14 protein-coding genes and 1 pseudogene are annotated in these 17629 nt (G+C 74.0%); 4 read left to right on the top strand and 11 right to left on the bottom strand.

Features of this window, described 5'->3' with window-relative positions; all coding sequences use genetic code 11:
- Positions 1–154: 154 nt before the first annotated feature.
- Positions 155–913 (top strand): GntR family transcriptional regulator, encoded by a 759-nt coding sequence (locus ACIPRD_RS14535; protein WP_401563023.1) that lies wholly within the window; start codon positions 155–157, stop codon positions 911–913.
- Positions 914–1073: 160 nt separating this feature from the next.
- Here ACIPRD_RS14535 and ACIPRD_RS14530 read toward each other — a convergent pair whose 3' ends face one another.
- The 3 genes from ACIPRD_RS14530 to ACIPRD_RS14520 form a co-directional block, all read right to left on the bottom strand.
- Entirely contained in the window at positions 1074–2231 is a 1158-nt protein-coding gene (locus ACIPRD_RS14530; RefSeq protein ID WP_356403411.1) for an ROK family transcriptional regulator, read from the bottom strand.
- Positions 2232–2332: 101 nt separating this feature from the next.
- The gene (locus tag ACIPRD_RS14525; protein WP_401563021.1) at positions 2333–3004 is read right to left on the bottom strand and encodes a response regulator; all 672 of its coding nucleotides are present in this window, start codon (positions 3002–3004) and stop codon (positions 2333–2335) included.
- A 188-nt stretch (positions 3005–3192) separates the two neighbouring features.
- On the bottom strand, positions 3193–4359 hold the full coding sequence (locus ACIPRD_RS14520; RefSeq protein ID WP_356403417.1) for a histidine kinase: 1167 nt from the start codon (positions 4357–4359) through the stop codon (positions 3193–3195).
- Between the two features lie 107 nt (positions 4360–4466).
- On the opposite strand from ACIPRD_RS14520, the gene ACIPRD_RS14515 reads away from it, so the two are divergent.
- The 3 genes from ACIPRD_RS14515 to ACIPRD_RS14505 are packed head-to-tail and all read left to right on the top strand — an operon-like array spanning position 4467 to position 6591.
- On the top strand, positions 4467–5393 hold the full coding sequence (locus tag ACIPRD_RS14515; protein WP_401563019.1) for an ABC transporter ATP-binding protein: 927 nt from the start codon (positions 4467–4469) through the stop codon (positions 5391–5393).
- A gap of 2 nt (positions 5394–5395) precedes the next feature.
- Positions 5396–6106 carry an ABC transporter permease gene (locus ACIPRD_RS14510; protein WP_401563017.1) on the top strand — a complete coding sequence of 237 codons (711 nt, stop codon included), beginning with the start codon at positions 5396–5398 and terminating at the stop codon, positions 6104–6106.
- A 41-nt stretch (positions 6107–6147) separates the two neighbouring features.
- Positions 6148–6591 (top strand): hypothetical protein, encoded by a 444-nt coding sequence (locus ACIPRD_RS14505; RefSeq protein ID WP_356403426.1) that lies wholly within the window; start codon positions 6148–6150, stop codon positions 6589–6591.
- Here the strand turns inward: ACIPRD_RS14505 and mug are convergent.
- From mug to ACIPRD_RS14465, 8 genes and pseudogenes are all read right to left on the bottom strand, one after another.
- Positions 6552–7082 (bottom strand): G/U mismatch-specific DNA glycosylase, encoded by a 531-nt coding sequence (mug, locus tag ACIPRD_RS14500; RefSeq protein WP_401563015.1) that lies wholly within the window; start codon positions 7080–7082, stop codon positions 6552–6554. The two genes, ACIPRD_RS14505 and mug, sit on opposite strands and share 40 nt — an antisense overlap.
- Positions 7083–7132: 50 nt before the next feature.
- Positions 7133–8575: an adenylosuccinate lyase gene (gene purB / locus ACIPRD_RS14495; RefSeq protein WP_356403432.1), complete on the bottom strand. Its 1443-nt coding sequence runs from the start codon at positions 8573–8575 to the stop codon at positions 7133–7135.
- A 196-nt stretch (positions 8576–8771) separates the two neighbouring features.
- The gene (locus ACIPRD_RS14490) at positions 8772–9563 is read right to left on the bottom strand and encodes an SGNH/GDSL hydrolase family protein (protein ID WP_356403435.1); all 792 of its coding nucleotides are present in this window, start codon (positions 9561–9563) and stop codon (positions 8772–8774) included.
- Positions 9564–9651: 88 nt separating this feature from the next.
- Positions 9652–10665 (bottom strand): hemolysin family protein, encoded by a 1014-nt coding sequence (locus tag ACIPRD_RS14485; RefSeq protein WP_356403438.1) that lies wholly within the window; start codon positions 10663–10665, stop codon positions 9652–9654.
- Positions 10662–12161: a hemolysin family protein gene (locus tag ACIPRD_RS14480; RefSeq protein ID WP_401563012.1), complete on the bottom strand. Its 1500-nt coding sequence runs from the start codon at positions 12159–12161 to the stop codon at positions 10662–10664. Before ACIPRD_RS14480 ends, ACIPRD_RS14485 begins: the two co-directional genes overlap by 4 nt.
- A gap of 288 nt (positions 12162–12449) precedes the next feature.
- Positions 12450–12866: pseudogene (locus tag ACIPRD_RS14475) on the bottom strand (GNAT family N-acetyltransferase); the annotation flags it as partial.
- A gap of 171 nt (positions 12867–13037) precedes the next feature.
- Positions 13038–14717 (bottom strand): DEAD/DEAH box helicase, encoded by a 1680-nt coding sequence (locus ACIPRD_RS14470; RefSeq protein WP_356403444.1) that lies wholly within the window; start codon positions 14715–14717, stop codon positions 13038–13040.
- 334 nt (positions 14718–15051) lie between these two features.
- Positions 15052–17625 carry an ABC transporter permease gene (locus tag ACIPRD_RS14465; protein WP_356403447.1) on the bottom strand — a complete coding sequence of 858 codons (2574 nt, stop codon included), beginning with the start codon at positions 17623–17625 and terminating at the stop codon, positions 15052–15054.
- Positions 17626–17629: the final 4 nt, after the last annotated feature.

The raw sequence follows: 17629 nt of genomic DNA, 5'->3' as shown, positions 1-17629 counted from the left end.
ACGCTTGGCGGCACGGCCCTCACGGGCCGCCCGGGGGAACGAGGATTGGTATTGACCAAGGGTGAGTGCCGCCCTATGGTCGCAGAGAACTGCAACAACCTTTAATAAACAAGGCGCAAAATACCGCCGGACCACGGCTCTTGCGGAGGACAGGGTGGGGACCACGCAGCTCGAAACGGTGCCGGAACCGAAGTACTGGCACCTCAAGACCGTGCTCAGCGAGGCATTGGATTCCGAGTTCACCGTCGGCGAGATCCTGCCCAACGAGCGCGATCTCGCCGCCCGTTACGGCGTCGCCAGGGCCACGCTCCGGCAGGCCCTCGAGCAACTGGAGCTGGAGGGGCGGCTCCAACGCCGACGGGGGGTCGGCACGACGGTCGCGCCACCGCGCGTGGGCGTCGACGTAGGCACCGAGCGGCACGTCTGGCCGGGGGCGGACGACGACGCGTGGCAGCCCGTCGACTGCGCGCCGGCGGTGCCGCCCGCCGCTGTCGCGGCGGCCCTGGAGAGCGGCTCCGCCGAGGTGTACACCGTCCGCCGTTCGCGGATGTCGCACGGGCGGCCCGTCGCGACCGAACTGCTCTATATCGCGGCCTCGTCGGTGCCCGACCTCACCGCCATCGACGCCCCGTCCGGACCGGCACGCGCGCGTGCGGTCCTGCGCGAACTGCAGCGTCTGGAACTGGAGGGCCAGGACCGCGCCGTCGAGCTGGGCTCGGCCCGCGCGGACGACGCCCGGGAACTCGACCGGCTGCCCGGCTCCCCGGTGCTGGTCGTCACCACCCGGTTCTTCGCCGGCGGCCGCACCGCGGCGCTCTCCGTGGCCACCTACCGTGCCGACACCTGCCGGCTCACGTTCGGCGACTCGCCCGACGTGGAGATACACCACGACCCGGAGCAGCGCGCCTCCTGACCGACCCGCACCCCCGTCGCGCCCCGGAACTCCGCGGCGCACGGGGGTGCGGCATGGCCGGAGCCTTTTCCGGCGCCCTCGGCGCGGTGCCTTCGGCGTGGCGTACTCGACGCGGCGCTTTCAACGTAGCGCCCTCAGCGCGTGCCTTTGTGTGGCGCCCTCAACGCGGCGCCGGCACCGTGCCCTCGACCGTGAACAGCTGCTTCTCGACGTGGTCCAGGGCCAGCCGCAGCGCCCCCGTGGTCACCACGGCCTCGCCGAGCAGCGACAGGGCCACCCGGGGCGGCCGCAGACAATAGCGGGCGAGTTCCCGGCGCAGCGGATCGAGGACGTCGTCGAGCCCCGCCGCCCAGCCGCCGATCACGACCAGCTCCGGGTCCAGGGCCAGCACCAGCGCGGCCACGTCGTGGACGAGCCGCTGGATGAAGCGGTCGACGGCCTCCCGCGCGCGCGGGTCTCCCTCGCGGGCCAGCGTGAACACCTCGGCGACCGCGTGCTCGTCCAGCGGGTGCAGCGGCTCGTCCGTGGTGGACAGCAGCGTCTCCGGGGTCTTCTCCCGGCCCAGCAGATGCAGCGCGCCGATCTCCCCGGCCGCACCGCCGTACCCCCGGTGCAGCCGGCCGCCGATCAGCGAACCCGCCCCCGGACTCAGCCCGGCCAGGACGAACACCACGTCGTCCGTCTCCGTCGCCGCGCCCTTCCAGTGCTCCGCCACGGCGGCGGCGTTGGCGTCGTTCTCCACCAGCACCGGGCACTTGAAGGAGCGGCCGAGGCGCTCGCCCAGCCGCAGGCCCGTCCACTGCGGCAGCGCGGTGCCCAGCCGGACCGTCCCGTCGGCCTCCACGATGCCGGGCGTGCCCACGCCCACCGCCCGCAGGGAGCCCCGCGCGACCCCGGTCCGGCGCAGCAGCTCGGCGACCGCGCCGCGCAGCCGGTCCAGCCGTTCGTCCGCCGGAGCCGTCTCGCCGACCTCCCTGGCCTGGGTGCCCAGCACGCGTCCGTCGAGGTCGGACAGGAGCGCGGCGACCCGGTGGGGCCCGATCTCCAGACCCAGCAGATGCCCGGCCTCGGCCCGGAACCGGAAGCGCCGGGCGGGCCGCCCCTGGCGGCGCGCGGTGCCCTCGTCGGCGGCCTTCTCGACCACGAGTCCGGCCTCGATCAGCCCTTCCACGACCCCCTCGACGGTGGGCCGGGACAGGCCGGTGAGCCGGGTGATCTCGGTGAGCGTCGCGCAGTCCGTGGCCCGGAGCGCGTGCAGCACCACCGTGGAATTGATCCTCCGCAGCAGCGAGGGATCGCCGCCGGTCAGTTGCCCCACCGTCCGTCCTCCCAGCTCGCGCGCGTGTGGGGCGGATCGTACTCGGCCCGGTCCACCCCGGCGAGAGCCGGGTTCCCCGCCGGGCGCGCGGCCGTCACCGCTCACCCGGGCGCGACGAACCCGGACTCGTAGGCGGAGATCACCGCCTGTGTGCGGTCCCGGGCCCCGAGTTTGGCCAGTACGGCGCTCACGTGCGACTTCACCGTCTCCGTCCCCACCACCAGCCGGCCCGCGATCTCACCGTTCGTCAGTCCCCGCGCCATGAGCCGCAGCACCTCCGCCTCGCGTTCCGTGAGCCGGGCCGCCGACAGGGGCGCGCCGGACCGCTCGCGGCCCGCGGCCGCGTCCCGTCCGCCGTAGCGGTCCGCGAGCCGCCGTACGGACGCGGGGAAGAGCAGCGAGCCGCCCTCCGCCACGAGGCGCACCGCGTGCACGATCTCGGCCGGCCGGGCCCGCTTCAGCAGGAAGCCGTCGGCACCGGCGCGCAGGGCCTCGTAGACGTACTCGTCGTCCTCGAAGGTGGTCACCACCAGGATCTTCGGCGGGTCGTCGACGGTGCGCAGGACGGCGCGCGTGGCCTCGATCCCGTCCAGCAGGGGCATCCGGACGTCCATCGCGACGACGTCGGGCCGCAGCCGGCGCACCAGCGGGATCACCGACGCCCCGTCCGCCGCCTCGCCCACCACCTCGATGTCGGGCTGTGCCCCCAGCACGGCCCGCAGCCCCGCGCGGACCAGGGGCTCGTCGTCCACGAGAAGTACGGTGACCGGCATCGGGCCAGCTTAGATGCCGCGGACCGCCCTCCACAGGGGCGGGATCCGCCCAGCCGCCGGGGCCCGCTCCAGCCCGGCGGAGCCTGGCCCAGCCCAGCCCAGCCCAGCCCAGCTCAGCCCAGCCGGACCCGGCTCGGCTCGGCTCGGGTCAGCCCAGCGGAGCCCGACCGGGTCCGGCTCAGTTCGGGTCAGCCCAGCGGAAGTTCCGCCCGCACCAGCCACTCGCCGCCCTCCGGCCCCGTACGCGCGCTTCCCCCGAGCAGCGCGGCGCGCTCGCGCATGCCGCGCAGCCCGCTGCCCCGGCCGGGTGCGGGGGCCCCGCCCGGCAGGGGGTTGCGGACCTCCAGGGCGAGCGTGCCGTCCCCGGCCGCGACCCGTACGCTCACGGGCACCGCTCCCGCGTGCCGCAGCACATTGGTCAGGGCCTCCTGGAGGATCCGGTACCCCTCGCGCGACACCGGGCCCGGCACCGCCGCCACCGCGCCCGTCACCTCGGCGTCCACCACCGCGCCCGAGGCACGCGCCGACTCCAGCAGCCGGCCGGCGTCGGCCAGCGTGGGACGGCCGCCCACCGGACGCTCCGACTCGCGCAGCACCCCCAGCACACGCTCCAGATCCTCCAGCGCGGCCCGGCCGGTCTCCTCGATCGCGCACAGGGCGCGGCCGGTGAACTCGGCGTCGCCGGCCGCCCGCGCGGCACCCGCCTGGACCACCGCCACCGTGAGCGCGTGCCCGATCGAGTCGTGCAACTCCCGGGCGATACGGGTGCGTTCCAGTAGCTGCTCGGTGCGCTCCTCCAGCGCCGCCAGCCGTTCGGCGGCCGACGGTCCGAGCAGCCGGCGCGCGCACACCGTGACCAGCTCACCGAGCCCGACCACCGCGCCGTACAGGGCGAACAGGGGGAGCGGCACCAGCAGGGCGTACCCCCTGCCGGGCGGCAGGTGCTCCAGCAGCGGCACCCCGGACGGCGCCCGCCCCCAGGCGCACCCGGCCAGTTCGAACGCGAGGACCAGCGACCGCACGCTGACGAACACGGTCGCCGCCCCGAGGAGCATCCGCGCCTCCAGCCACAGCACCGTGCGCCCGCGGTCCCGCCAGGAGGCCGCCGCGGTCGCGGAGATGCCCGGCTCCCGCTCACCCGGCGTCAGCAGCAGCCGCGCCTGCACCCCTTCGCCGATCCGCACGGCGGGCACGAGACCGGCCGGGGCGACGAGCAGCGCGGGCATCCACGGCGTCCGGGGATCGATGAACAGCCAGAAGCTGACGATCAGCATCGGCACCCACAGATGCAGCAGGCGCGTGTACGTCCTCCCGCGCGACAGCGGGCGGAGCAGGAGACGTACGGCGCTGACCATGGCGCCATCCTCGCAGGGGGCACGGCGGCGGACCTCCCCCGCGCGGGGGAGAGGGTCCCCGCCCGCGGGGGAGGCGTCCGGGCCGCCGCCCGGCGAGGCTGTCGGCCATGACCTCCATCGAACTGCGCGACCTCACCAAGGAGTACGGCGGCAGGCGTGCCGTCGACGGCCTGACGCTCACCGTGCGCCCCGGCCGGGTCACCGGCTTCCTCGGCCCCAACGGCGCCGGAAAGTCCACCACCATGCGGCTCGTCCTCGGCCTCGACCGCCCCTCCTCGGGCACCGCGACCATCGGCGGCCGCCCGTACGCCGGACTCCGCGATCCGCTGCGCCGGGTGGGGTCCCTGCTGGACGCGCGGGCCGCCCACGGCTCCCGGACCGCCCACGACCACCTCAGGGTCCTCGCGGCGAGCAACCGCATCGACGTCGGCCGGGTGGCCGCCGTCCTGGAGCGGACCGGGCTCACGCCGGTGGCCCGGCGCCGGGTGCGGACGTTCTCCTTGGGGATGCGGCAACGTCTCGGCATCGCCGCCGCGCTGCTCGGCGACCCCGAGGTGGTCCTCCTCGACGAGCCCGCCAACGGCCTCGACCCGGAGGGCATCGTCTGGGTCCGCGTCCTGCTGCGCTCGCTCGCCGCCGAGGGCCGTACCGTCCTGGTCTCCAGCCATCTCATGGGCGAGACCGCGGCCTTCGCCGACCACCTCGTGATTCTCGGCCGGGGCCACCTCCTCGCCGACACCCCGGTACGGGAGTTCATCCACGCGCGCGTGCGGCCCCAGGTGAGGGTCCGTACCGGTGACGCCGAATCCGACCGCCTCGGCGTGCTGCTCACCCGGCACGGCCACGAGGCCGCACGGGACGCCTACGGCACATGGACCGTGCGGCAGGCGCGCGTGGAGGAAGTCGGCCGCCTGATGTCCGAGGCGGGCCTGCCCGTCCTCGAACTCGCCGCCCTTGAGGCGAGTCTGGAAGAGGCGTATCTCGATCTGACGGCCGCCGAGGCCGAGTTCACCGCACCGCCGCAGGAGGCCTGACCATGCCGTTCGTCCCCGCTCTGCACGCCGAGTGGATCAAGATCCGCACGCTGCGGTCGCTCGTCGCCGCCCTGGCCGCGATCCTCGTCGTCACCGTCGGGTTCTCCGCGGTCGCCGCCGCCGACCCCGACCGCTCCGACCCGCTGTTCTCCGCGTTCTTCGGCGTGAGCCTCGGGCAGATCGCCGCCGTCGCCTTCGGCGCCACGGCCGTGTCCGGCGAGTACCGGGGCGGTGCGCTGCGGCTGACGCTGGCGGCGGTGCCGGACCGGACGCGCTGGTTCGCAGCGAAGGCCGCCGCGGTGGCGCTGCCGGTACTGGCCACCGGAGCGCTCACCGGACTCGCGGCGCTCGCGGTGGGCAGGGCCACCCTCGGAGCGTCCGGGCCCACCTGGGCCGAGGGACTGCGGGGAGCGGCGGGCTGCGCCCTGTACCTGACGCTGATGGCGCTGTTCGCCGCCGGGCTCGCGGCCGTCCTGCGCAGCGGCGCGGTGACGCTCGGGCTGCTGATCCCGTTCCTGCTGATCGTGTCCTTCGTCGTCGGCGACCTGTCCGCGGGCGCCGCCGGCTACCTGCCCGACCGGGCGGGCCAAGCCGCCCTGCACAGCGCCTGGGAGGGATCCCCCGGGCCCTGGAGCGGACTCGCGGTCACCGCGCTGTGGGCGGCCGCCGCCCTGCTCGCGGGAGGCTGGTGCGTACGGCGCCGGGACGCCTGACGGACCGCCAGTTGTCAGTGGTGCCCGCTTTACTGGAACACATGGACGTCGCCCAGCACCTTGCCCTCATCGACCGGCTGTGCGCCCTGGAGTTCTCCCCGACGGAGGTATGGGCGCGGTGCGGCGAGAGCGGGCCCGGCCATCACACGGCCGTGCTGCGGACGAGCGGCGACTTCTGGGAGGACGACGGCACCGGATGGGAGGAGACGGCGGCGCAGTACGAGGCCGACCGGGACGGCCTGGTGGAGCGGCTCAGCGACCGCTGGGGGCCGTCCCAGCACTTCAGTCTGCGCAGCGTCCTGGACCGGGTGATGGAGGACGAGGAGATAGCGGAACCCTGGGCCGGCCTGAGCGAGCACGTGCCGGACGTCCATCTCTGGCGGGCGCCCTCCTCGGGCCGATGGGTCGTCCTCGGCGTGTCCTACGGCTACAAGGAGCTGCCGTTTCAGCTGCTCGGTGTCGTGACCGAGACGGACCCTCCCTGATCCGCCACGCCCGCCGCCTCCCGCAGCCGCGCGTACTCCTCCGCCATCGTCGCGGCCGTCCAGTGCGCGTTCAGCCCGCTGGGGTTGGGCAGCACCCACACCCGGGTGTCCCCGATGGTCCGCTCCTGCGGCCCGACCCCTGCCTTGCGCTCCCCGAAGGCGGACCGGTACGCGGTCACGCCGACCACGGCCAGCCACCGGGGCGCGTACCGCGTGACCCTGGCGGTCAGCAGCCGCCCGCCCTCCACGTACTCCTCGGGGCTCAGCTCGTCGGCCCGCGCGGTCGCCCGCGCCACCACGTTGGTGATGCCCAGCCCGTACGACAGCAGCTCGCCCTGCTCGTCGGGCCTCAGCTGCCCCGGCGTGAACCCGGACAGGTGCAGCACCGGCCAGAAGCGGTTGCCGGGGCGGGCGAAGTGATGGCCCGTCGCGGCCGACATCAGCCCCGGGTTGATACCGCAGAACAGCACACGGAGGCCGTCCGCGACCACGTCCGGGACGACGCGGTCGCGGGCGGCCTCCAGTTCGGCCCGGGTGAACCTCAGAGGATCGCTCCGGGGGTGTAGCCGGCGGCCTCCGGGCGCTGCTTGACGATCTCCTCGATCCGGCCGGCGACCACGGCCACCTGGTCGGCGGCGGCGCCGGTGAAGGACAGCTTGTCGGCCATCAGCGCGGCCAGCTGTCCGCGGTCGAGCGGCAGCCGCTCGTCGGCGGCGAGCTTGTCGAGCAGGTCGTTGCGCTCGGCGCCCTGCTCACGCATCGCGAGCGCGGTGGCCACGGCGTTCTCCTTGATCGCCTCGTGCGCGACCTCACGGCCGACACCCGCGCGCACCGCGCCCATCAGCACCTTGGTGGTGGCCAGGAACGGCAGGTAGCGGTCCAGCTCACGGGCGACGACGGCGGGGAAGGCGCCGAACTCGTCCAGCACCGTCAGGAACGTCTCCAGCAGGCCGTCCAGCGCGAAGAACGCGTCCGGCAGCGCGACCCGGCGCACCACCGAGCAGGACACGTCGCCCTCGTTCCACTGGTCGCCCGCCAGCTCGCCGGTCATCGACGCGTAGCCGCGCAGGATCACCATCAGGCCGTTGACGCGCTCGCAGGAGCGGGTGTTCATCTTGTGCGGCATCGCGGACGAGCCGACCTGTCCCGGCTTGAAGCCCTCGGTGACCAGCTCGTGCCCGGCCATCAGCCGGACCGTCTTGGCCAGCGAGGACGGCGCCGCCGCCAGCTGCACCAGGGCGGTGACGACCTCGTAGTCCAGCGAGCGCGGGTAGACCTGGCCCACCGAGGTGAACGCCTGCGAGAAGCCCAGGTGGTGGGCGATCCGCTGCTCCAGCTCGGCGAGCTTGGCCGCGTCCCCGCCCAGCAGGTCCAGCATGTCCTGCGCGGTGCCGACGGGGCCCTTGATGCCGCGCAGCGGGTAGCGGCCGAGCAGCTCCTCCACGCGGCCGTACGCCACGAGCAGCTCGTCGGCGGCGGTCGCGAAACGCTTGCCGAGGGTGGTGGCCTGTGCGGCGACGTTGTGCGAGCGGCCGGCCATGACCAGCTCGGCGTACTCGCCGGCCAGCTTGCCCAGACGGGCCAGGACCGCCACCGAGCGGTCGCGCACCAGCTCCAGGGAGAGCCGGATCTGGAGCTGCTCGACGTTCTCCGTCAGGTCACGCGAGGTCATGCCCTTGTGCACGTGCTCGTGCCCGGCGAGGTCGTTGAACTCCTCGATCCGCGCCTTCACGTCGTGCCGGGTGACCTTCTCGCGCTCGGCGATGGAGGCGAGGTCCACGGTGTCCAGGACGCGCTCGTAGTCGGCGATGGCCTCGTCCGGCACCTCGATGCCGAGATCCTTCTGGGCCCGCAGCACGGCGAGCCAGAGCTGCCGCTCCAGCTTCACCTTCTGCTCGGGCGACCAGAGCGTGGCGAGCTCGGTGGAGGCGTAACGTCCGGCGAGGACGTTCGGGATGCGGGGCTTGGCGGGCGCTGAAGTCACGTGTACGGATTCTACTGGCGATTCGTGCAGGCCAGCGCCACGTGCGGCTTCGGAGGAAGCTACGAGACGGGCGCCACAGGATCTGCGACGCGCGCACCCCGGCGGGCCCGGCCCGGCGCCGGACTCCTGGTCCGGGCCTTGGTCCGGCCGCAGGTCCAGTCGCCGGTCCGGCGGCTGGACCTGCCGCCGGGCGGGGTCAGGCCGCCGGGCCCTCGTAGGGGAGCAGTTCCGGGCGCTTCGGGGCGCGGCCGTCGCCGGAGGAGCGGCCGGTGAGGCGGCGGCCTATCCAGGGCAGCAGGTACTGCCGGGCGAACTGCGCGTCCGCGGTCCGGCGCGAGACCCAGCCCGGCGGCGGGGTGGCCGGCATGGGGGTGCGCCACTCGCTGTCCTCGGCCTCGTGACCGAGCGACTGCCACACCGCCTCGGCGACGCGGCGGTGCCCCTCCCGCGTCAGGTGCAGCCGGTCGACGTCCCACAGCCTCGGGTCGGCCAGCGACGGGGCGGCGTACAGGTCGGCGACCACGGCGCCGTGCTTGGCGGCCAGCTCGTCGACGCAGGCGAACAGCTCCTCCATGCGCGGCCGGAACCGCTCCAGCACCGGGCCCTGCCGGCCGGGGCTGCGCATCAGCACGAGCCGCTCGCAGCTGGGCGCCAGCCGCTCCACGGCCTCGGTCAGCAGGTCCCGCACCCGCACCATGTCGCACTTGGGCCGCAGCGTGTCGTTGAGGCCGCCGACCAGCGTGATGACGTCGGGCCTCATCGCCGCCGCCACGTCGACCTGCTCGTCGACGATCTGCCCGATCAGCTTCCCGCGCACCGCGAGGTTGGCGTACCGGAAACCGGGGGTGCGGGCGGCCATCCGCGCGGCGAGCATGTCGGCCCAGCCCCGGTAGGAGCCGTCGGGCAGCAGGTCCGACATCCCCTCGGTGAAGGAGTCGCCGACGGCGACGAGGCTGGTGTACGCGGGGGGTGTGGGATTCGTCTGCATGGCGCCAGCGATCGTATCCCGGACAGGGGAACCGCGGACCGGTGACCCCGGCCCCCCGCGCACCCCTTCCCGCCGCCGTCGCGGCCGCTCACGCCGGCTGGCCGAACAGCTCCCGCAGCACGTCCTCCATCGTCACCAGGCCGGCCAGCCGCCCGTCGTCCCCGAGCACGGCCGCCAGGTGCGTGCGGCTGCCGCGCATCGCGGTGAGCACGTCGTCCATCGGCGTGCTCTCCCGCACGCGTGCGATGGACCGCATGTCGCGCAGCCGGAACGGCACGTCCCGCGGCGAGGCGTCCAGGGCGTCCTTGACGTGCAGGTAGCCCACGATCCGGCGGCCCACGTCGACCACGGGGAACCGTGAGAAGCCCGAGTCGGCCGACAGCTCCTCCAGCTGCTCGGGCGTGACGCCCACGCGCGCGTAGACCACGCGCTCCAGCGGCACCACCACGTCCCGCACCGGCCGGCTGCCCAGTTCGAGGGCGTCGTGCAGGCGCTCGCGGGCCCGTTCGTCGATCAGGCCCGCGGCCCCCGCGTCCTTGACGATCTCGGCGAGCTCGGTGTCCGAGAACGTCGCCGCGACCTCTCCCTTGGCCTCCACGCGCAGCAGCTTCAGCAGCGTGTTCGCGAAGGCGTTGATCGTGAAGATCACCGGACGCAGCGCCCGCGACAGCGCGACCAGGGGAGGACCGAGCAGCAGCGCGCTGCGCACCGGTTCGGCGAGCGCGATGTTCTTGGGCACCATCTCGCCGAGCAGCATGTGCAGATACGTCGCCAGGGTCAGCGCGATCACGAACGACACCGCGTGCCCCACGCCCGTGGACACGCCGATCGCGTGGAACACCGGCTCCAGCAGATGCGCGATGGCCGGCTCCGCCACCACACCCAGGACCAGCGTGCACAGCGTGATGCCGAGCTGGGCCGCGGCCAGCAGCGCCGACACGTGCTCCAGGCCCCACAGCACGCTCCGGGCCCGCCGGTCGCCCTCCTGCGCCAGCGGTTCGACCTGCGAGCGCCGCACCGAGATCAGCGCGAACTCGGCGCCCACGAAGAACGCGTTCACGACGAGCGTCGCCAGACCGATCAGCAGCTGTACGGCGGTCATCGCGCCCCCTCCGTCCACTCGTCGCCCCGGTCCGCCGGACCGTCGTCCCGCCCCGTCCCGCCGTCACCCCGCCCCGGCCGGCCGTCACCGTGGCCGGGCCGGCCGTCACGGTCCGCCCGCCGCCCCTGCCGCTCCGATCGCCTGCCGAGCCGGTCCCGCCGCTCGTCCCCGCGTCCGTCGCGCGGCCCGCCGGCGAGCGGCGCGTGCATCAGCACCCGGGCCGCCCGGTGCCCGGAGGAGTCCACGACGTCCAGCCGCCACCCGGCGACCTCCATCCGGTCCCCGACGGCCGGTATGCGGCCCAGGCCGGTCGCGACGAGTCCGGCCAGCGTCTCGTACGGCCCCTCGGGCACCCGAAGGCCCACCCGGGCCAGCTCGTCCATGCGGGCGGCGCCGTCCGCGGAGTACAGGGCCCGGCCCTCGGAGTCCGCGCCGGCCGGGGCGAGGTCGGGCGTCTCGTGCGGGTCGTGCTCGTCGCGCACCTCGCCGACGACCTCCTCGACGATGTCCTCCAGGGTCGCGACGCCCGCCGTGCCGCCGTACTCGTCGATGACGACGGCCATGGTGCGCCGGCCCGACAGCCGGTCGAGCAGCCGGTCGACCGTGAGGGACTCCGGCACCAGCAGGGGCTCGCGCATCACCTGGGTGACCGAGCGGAAGGCCCGTTCCCCGGCGGGCAGCGCCAGCACGTCCTTGACGTGGGCGACCCCCACCACCGCGTCGAGGTTCCCGCGGTAGACCGGGAACCGGGACAGGCCGGTCGCCCGGGTCGCGTTCGCCACGTCCGCGCAGGTCGCCTGGGTGTCGAGGGCGACGACCTGGACGCGCGGGGTCATCACGTTCTCCGCCGTCAGATCGGCGAGGTTCAGGGTGCGCACGAACAGTTCGGCCGTGTCCGGCTCCAGGGCTCCCGCCTTCGCGGAGTGCCGCGCGAGGGCCACCAGTTCCTGCGGTCCGCGCGCGGAGGTCAGCTCCTCGGTCGGCGTGAGACCGAACCGTCGTACGGCGCGGTTGGCGGTGTTGTTGAGGTGCGTGATGAAGGGGCGGAAGGCGGCGCTGAACCAGCGCTGGGGGTTGCCGACCCGCTTGGCCACGGCCAGCGGCGCCGAGATCGCCCAGTTCTTGGGCACCAGCTCGCCGACGACCATCAGGAACACCGTCGACAGGGCCGTGCCCAGGATCAGCGCCACCGAACTCGCCGTGGTGGGGGACAGGCCCATGGCCCGGAACGGCCCCGCGAGCAGCTTGGCGATCGACGGCTCGGCGAGCATGCCGACGACCAGGTTGGTGACGGTGATGCCGAGCTGCGCGCCCGAGAGCTGGAAGGTCAGATTCCGTACGGCTTTGAGCGCGCCCGCCGCGCCGCGCTCACCGCGCGCGGCGGCCCGTTCCAGCTCACCCCGTTCGACCGTGGTCAGCGAGAACTCCGCGGCCACGAAGGCGCCGCAGGCGAGCGACAGCAGGATCGCCACCAGAAGGAGCAGCACTTCGGTCATCGGGTCACCCCCGTCCCATGATCGGGCAATGCGGGCCGGATCGCGCGATGTCGCGGACGGGGAGGGTCGCCCATGGCGGGACGCTCACAACCTTTCACGGAGGAACGAGTGTCCTCCCAGAGTAAAGGAAAGGCAAAGAGCCTGCCCGGGCGGTGCCGCGAAGACCGGAGCGGCACCGCCCTGGGCGTCCCACGCGGCCGGTCAGTCCGTGCCGTCCGTACGGTCGGCGGCGACTGCGCTCCGGGCGGCGCCGACCGGCACGGTCGTGCCCGGTACCGCGCCGTCCGGCAACGGCTTCACCCAGCGCCGCCAGTGGTCCTCGCGCCGGTAGCCGCCCGCGGACCAGGTCAGCCGGGCCCGCTCGTTCACCTCCAGGACCATCGCGTCGACGCGGCGGCCGCCCAGGGCCGCGAACCGCTCCTCCGCCGCGCGCAACAGGGCCGTGGCGACACCCTGCCGCCGGTGGCCGGGGTGGACGGCGAGGCGGTACGCCGAGCAGCGCCAGCCGTCGAAGCCGGCGATCACGGTCCCCGCGAGGACCCCGTCGCGCTCCGCGAGGAGCAGCGCTTCGGGGTCCGTGGCGAGGAGCCGGGACACGCCCTCGTGGTCGTCGCTGATGCTCGTCCCCTCGGCGGCCTCGCGCCAGAAGCCCAGCACCGTGTCGATGTCGTCGGAGACCGCGTGGCGGATACGGAGATCACTCATGGCGCGAGCCAAGCAGAGGGCGGGGGCGCGCCGCGAACGAATTCCGGTCCGTGGACCGGGGGACGGTCCGCCCCTCGGGCGCCCGCGCCCGCCCGGCCCGCGCCTGCCCGGCCCGCGCCTGCTCGGCCCGCGCCTGCTCGGCCTGCGTCCGTCCGGTCTCTGCCTGCCCGGTCAGCGGACCTGGTCGCGCTCCCGGCGCACGTGCGCCTTGCGCCCCTTGATCGTGGCTCCGCGCAGCGAACGGATCACGTCCTCGGCCGCGTTCTCGGGGACCTCCACCAGCGAGAAACGGTCGGCGATCTCGATCGACCCGATGTCCCGTCCGCTCAGCCGCGACTCCCCGGCGATGGCACCGACCAGGTCCTGCGGCCGGATACCGGCGCTGCGCCCGGCCCCGACGAACAGGCGCGTCATGCCCGGCGACGTCCGCCCGCCGCCCCTGCGCCCGCGAGGGGCACCGCGGTCCCGGCCGCGATCACGGTCCCGGTCGCGCGGCGCGATCTCGGGGATCTCCTCCTCGTCGAACGCGGCGCCGCTCGACTCGTGGGCCAGCTTCACCGCCGCCAGCGCCACGTCCATCACGTCGAACTCGTCCCCGAGGGTCTCCACCACCACCCGGAACCGTTCCAGGTCCTCGTCCTCGAGGAGGCTCTCGTGCAGCGAGGCCCGCGTCAGCTCCAGGCGCCTGGCCCGCAGGTCGGCGACCGTGGGCACCTTCTCCACCGGGATCGTGCGTCCGGTGGCCCGCTCGATCGACTTGAGCATCCGGTGCTCCCGCGGTTCCGCGAGCGTGATCGCCACGCCCTCGCGTCCGGCGCGCCCGACCCGGCCGCTGCGGTGCACGTACGACTCCGACGCGGACGGCACGTCGTAGTTGATCACGTGGGTGAGGTGTTCGACGTCGATGCCGCGGGCGGCCACGTCGGTCGCGACCAGCAGGTCCGCCGTACCGCCGCGCAGCCGGCCCATGACCCGGTCCCGCTGTTCCTGGCTCAAGCCGCCGTGCAGCGCCTCGGCGCGGTAGCCGCGGCCGTTCAGCGTCTCGGTGAGGGTGTCGACCTGGTCGCGGGTACGGCAGAAGACGATGGCGGCGTCCGGGGACTCCACGTCCAGCAGCCTGCCGAGCGCGGCCGGCTTCTGCCCGCGCGCCACGATGTAGGCGGACTCCCGCACCCGCGGGGCCTCGCCCGGGGCCGGGGCCTCCCGTTCGATCTCCACCCGGACCGGCTTCTTCAGATGACGGCGGGCCATCGCGTCGATCCGGGACGGCATCGTCGCCGAGAACAGCACGGTCTGGCGCTCCTCCGGCACGTTCTCCAGGATCTGGTCGATGTCCTCGGAGAACCCCATGTCCAGCATCTCGTCGGCCTCGTCCAGGACGACCGTGCGCAGGTCGTCCAGGCGCAGCGAGCCTCGGGAGATGTGGTCCAGCGCCCGGCCCGGTGTCGCCACGACCACGTCCACGCCGCGTTCCAGGGCGCGCAGCTGCCGCCCGATGGGCTGGCCGCCGTACACGGGCAGGACCCGGACGCCCAGATCGGTTCCGTAGCGGTGGACCGCCTCGGACACCTGGATGGCCAGCTCACGGGTGGGCACCAGCACCAGCGCGGCGGGTCCGCCCTTGCCGCCGCGTTCCCGGTGGATGCGTTCGATCACCGGCAGGGCGAAGGCGGCCGTCTTCCCGGTTCCCGTGGCCGCCTGGCCCAGCAGGTCGTGACCGGCCAGCAGGGGAGGGATGGCCTCCCGCTGGATCGGGGTGGGTTCCTCGTAACCCAGGCTGGTCAGAGCCCGCAGGATTTCGGGGGCCAGTTCGAGATCGGCGAAGGTCACGGTCTCGGCGTCTGTTGTCATGGCGCATCCTTCTTCCGGAAGGTCTGCGCGGGCGCGGGTGTCCCGGACACGGTGCTCAAGGGGCGGTCCCGGCCGCCCGGCTCACGGGCCCCGGCGGCGCGGGCCCGCCGAGCAGGCCCGAGGTCTGCGCCGGGACGCGCCCCCGTGCAGATCACGCATTACTGGACCATGTATACCGTGCCGGACGGGAAGGTGACACTCGACCGCCCGCCTGAGCCCCGGGCGGCGACCGCGTGCGGTCGCGCGGACACGGCCGTGGCCCCGGGCCGTCTCCGCGCCCCGGGGCCACCCCGTCATCCGCGTGCCCCCTGCCGGGGAGGCGGCGTAGAGCCCGTCACTCGTGCGCGATCGCCGCCAGCACGTTCATCCGCGACGCCCGGAACGCCGGCAGCAGGGCCGCCACGATGCCGACGACCGCCGCGCCGACGACCACCGCCACGATCGTGCCCCAGGGGATCGCGAGCGCCGTCATGCCGTTGAGGGCCAGCACCTGCTGGGTGCACACGCCCCACACGAGTCCGAGCCCGAGCCCCAGCACCGCGCCGAACACCGCGATCACCACCGACTCCAGACGGATCATCCGGCGCAACTGCCGCCGGCCGAGGCCGATCGCGCGCAGCAGCCCGATCTCCCGTGTGCGTTCGACCACGGACAGCGCGAGCGTGTTGACCACGCCGAGCACGGCGATGACGATCGCGAGTCCGAGCAGCGCGTACACGAGGTACAGCAGCACGGCGATCTGGTCGTGCACCAGCTTCTTGTAGTCGGCCTGGTCGCGGACCTGGACCTGCGGGAACCGCTTCAGCGCCGCTTCCAGGCGCGGACGGAGCTGCTTGGCGTCGGTGCCGGCGGACGCGTTGACGTAGAGCGCGGAGTCCTGGCCGTCGGGCACGTACTTGTCCAGCGTCGTCATCCCGAGGAAGATCCCGCCCTGCACGCCGAAGCCGTCGGAACCGCCCTGGTCGGTGAGCGCGCCGACCGTCAGCTCGGCCCGGCGCCGGCCCGGGAACTCGACCGGGACGACATCGCCCACCTTCACCCGGTGGTCCTTCGCGAACCCCGAGTCCATGGCGAGGCTGCCGTCCGCCAGCGCGGCCGCCGAGTCCCCCTCGGTGTAGGCGAGATGGGCCACGTCGTCGAGGCGGGGCCCGTAGCCCGCGGCGGCGGTCTCGACACGCTTGCCGTCCGGGAGCCGTACGGCGATCGCCGTGAGCCGCTGCCGTACGACGAGCCCGACACCGGGCGTCGCGGCCACACGGTCGGTGAGTTCCTTGGTGAACGGGGTGAAGTTGGAGTTCTGGACGATGTAGTCGGCGCCGAGCGTCTTGTCGATCTCCTGGTCGAAGGAGGCGGACATGGACGCGCTCGCCACCGACATGCCGCCGACCAGGGCCAGTCCGACCATCAGCGCGGCCGCGGTGGCGCCGGTGCGGCGCGGGTTGCGCAGGGCGTTGCGCTGGCTCATCCGGCCGACCGACCCGAACAGCAACGGGAACACGCCGCCCAGGACGCGGATCACCGGCCGTACCAGCAGCGGTCCCGCGACGACGGTCGCGACCAGCGTCAGCACCACGCCCAGCGCAAGGAGCGACCCGGCCGAAGCGGCCTTCGTGGCCGCCGCGCACCCGGCCAGCGCGGCCGCGCCGAGGGCGCCGATCACCGCGCCCACGACCGCCCGTACCTTCAAGGGCTTTCCCACACCGGCGATCTCGGCGTCCGAGAGGGCCGCCATCGGGGACACGGTCGCCGCCCGGCGCGCGGGCAGGTACGCGGCGACGAAGGTGACGCCCATGCCGACGGCGTACGCCGCGACCGGCGTGCCCCAGCCGATGACCATCTCCGCGGCCTTCAGGTTCATCCCGAACGCGCCCATCAGCCGGATCAGCCCGAACGCCAGCCCGATGCCGGCCGCGAGGCCCAGCGTCGAGCCGGTGAAACCGAGCAGCAGCGCCTCCGTGAGCACCGACCGCCGCACCTGGCGCCGGTCCGCGCCGAGCGCCCGCAACAGTCCGAGCTCACGGGTGCGCTGGGCGATCAGCATGGAGAAGGTGTTGACGATCAGGAAGATGCCCACCAGGACGGCGATCCCGGCGAATCCCAGCATCACGTACTTGATGACGTCCAGGAACCCGCCGAGGTCGGCCGCGGCCGACTTGGCCTGCTCGTCCGCGGTCTTCAGCTCGTAGGTGCCGTCCCCGGTGCCGATCGCGGCGGCGACGCGCTGCTTGAGCGCGGTGTCGGAGACGCCCGCGGCCGCGTCCACCGAGATGCTGGTGGCCCGGGCCGCGGAGCCGAGCAGCAGGCGGCCGGTCTCGGCGGGGTCGAGGAACACCAGGGCGGCACCGGGGTTGGTGGTGGTGAACGTGGCGATGCCGACGACCTTCACCGGGAACGTGCCCGGCTGCGCCTGCACCGTCAGCGTGTCGCCGATGCCCACGTGCTTCTTGTCGGCCGTGTCCGCGTCGAGCAGCGCCTCGCCCGCACCGTGCGGCGCGTGTCCCGAGGTCAGCCGCACCGGACTGCGGCGGGTCACGTACCAGGAGGTGGCGATGGTGGGGGCGCCGGTGGTCGGCCCGACGGACTTGTCGTGGCTGTCGACGACCACGACGTTCTGCACCGACACGTCCGCGTGGGCCGCCGCGACACCCGGCACCTTCAGCACCCGGTCCAGCAGCGCGGCCGGCACGGTCGCGATCGTGCCGGTCGGCACCGGGGACTTCAGGTCCTCCTTGGGCTCGACCGTCACGTCCGCGGAGGTCGACGCGAACAGCCGGTCGAAAGTGCGGGTGACGGTGTCGGAGAAGATCAGACTGCCCGCGACGAACGCGACGGACAGCACGACGGCCAGCGCGGACAGCGCCAGCCGTCCCTTGTGCGCGAGGAAACTCCTCAGGGTCGCCTTCAGCACCGGG

Source organism: Streptomyces sp. NPDC090108 (assembly GCF_044747185.1).
In the GTDB taxonomy this organism is placed as follows: Bacteria; Actinomycetota; Actinomycetes; order Streptomycetales; family Streptomycetaceae; genus Streptomyces.
This window is presented reverse-complemented; position numbering and strand designations above follow the sequence as displayed.

Bases quoted from the DNA above. Each gene is read 5' to 3' on its own strand.
- ACIPRD_RS14505 (WP_356403426.1), top strand. From the start codon at position 6,148: ATGGACGTCGCCCAGCACCTTGCCCTCATCGACCGGCTGTGCGCCCTG.
- ACIPRD_RS14480 (WP_401563012.1), bottom strand. From the start codon at position 12,161: ATGACCGAAGTGCTGCTCCTTCTGGTGGCGATCCTGCTGTCGCTCGCC.
- ACIPRD_RS14520 (WP_356403417.1), bottom strand. From the start codon at position 4,359: ATGGTCAGCGCCGTACGTCTCCTGCTCCGCCCGCTGTCGCGCGGGAGG.
- ACIPRD_RS14470 (WP_356403444.1), bottom strand. From the start codon at position 14,717: ATGACAACAGACGCCGAGACCGTGACCTTCGCCGATCTCGAACTGGCC.
- ACIPRD_RS14515 (WP_401563019.1), top strand. From the start codon at position 4,467: ATGACCTCCATCGAACTGCGCGACCTCACCAAGGAGTACGGCGGCAGG.
- ACIPRD_RS14510 (WP_401563017.1), top strand. From the start codon at position 5,396: ATGCCGTTCGTCCCCGCTCTGCACGCCGAGTGGATCAAGATCCGCACG.
- ACIPRD_RS14525 (WP_401563021.1), bottom strand. From the start codon at position 3,004: ATGCCGGTCACCGTACTTCTCGTGGACGACGAGCCCCTGGTCCGCGCG.
- ACIPRD_RS14490 (WP_356403435.1), bottom strand. From the start codon at position 9,563: ATGCAGACGAATCCCACACCCCCCGCGTACACCAGCCTCGTCGCCGTC.
- ACIPRD_RS14485 (WP_356403438.1), bottom strand. From the start codon at position 10,665: ATGACCGCCGTACAGCTGCTGATCGGTCTGGCGACGCTCGTCGTGAAC.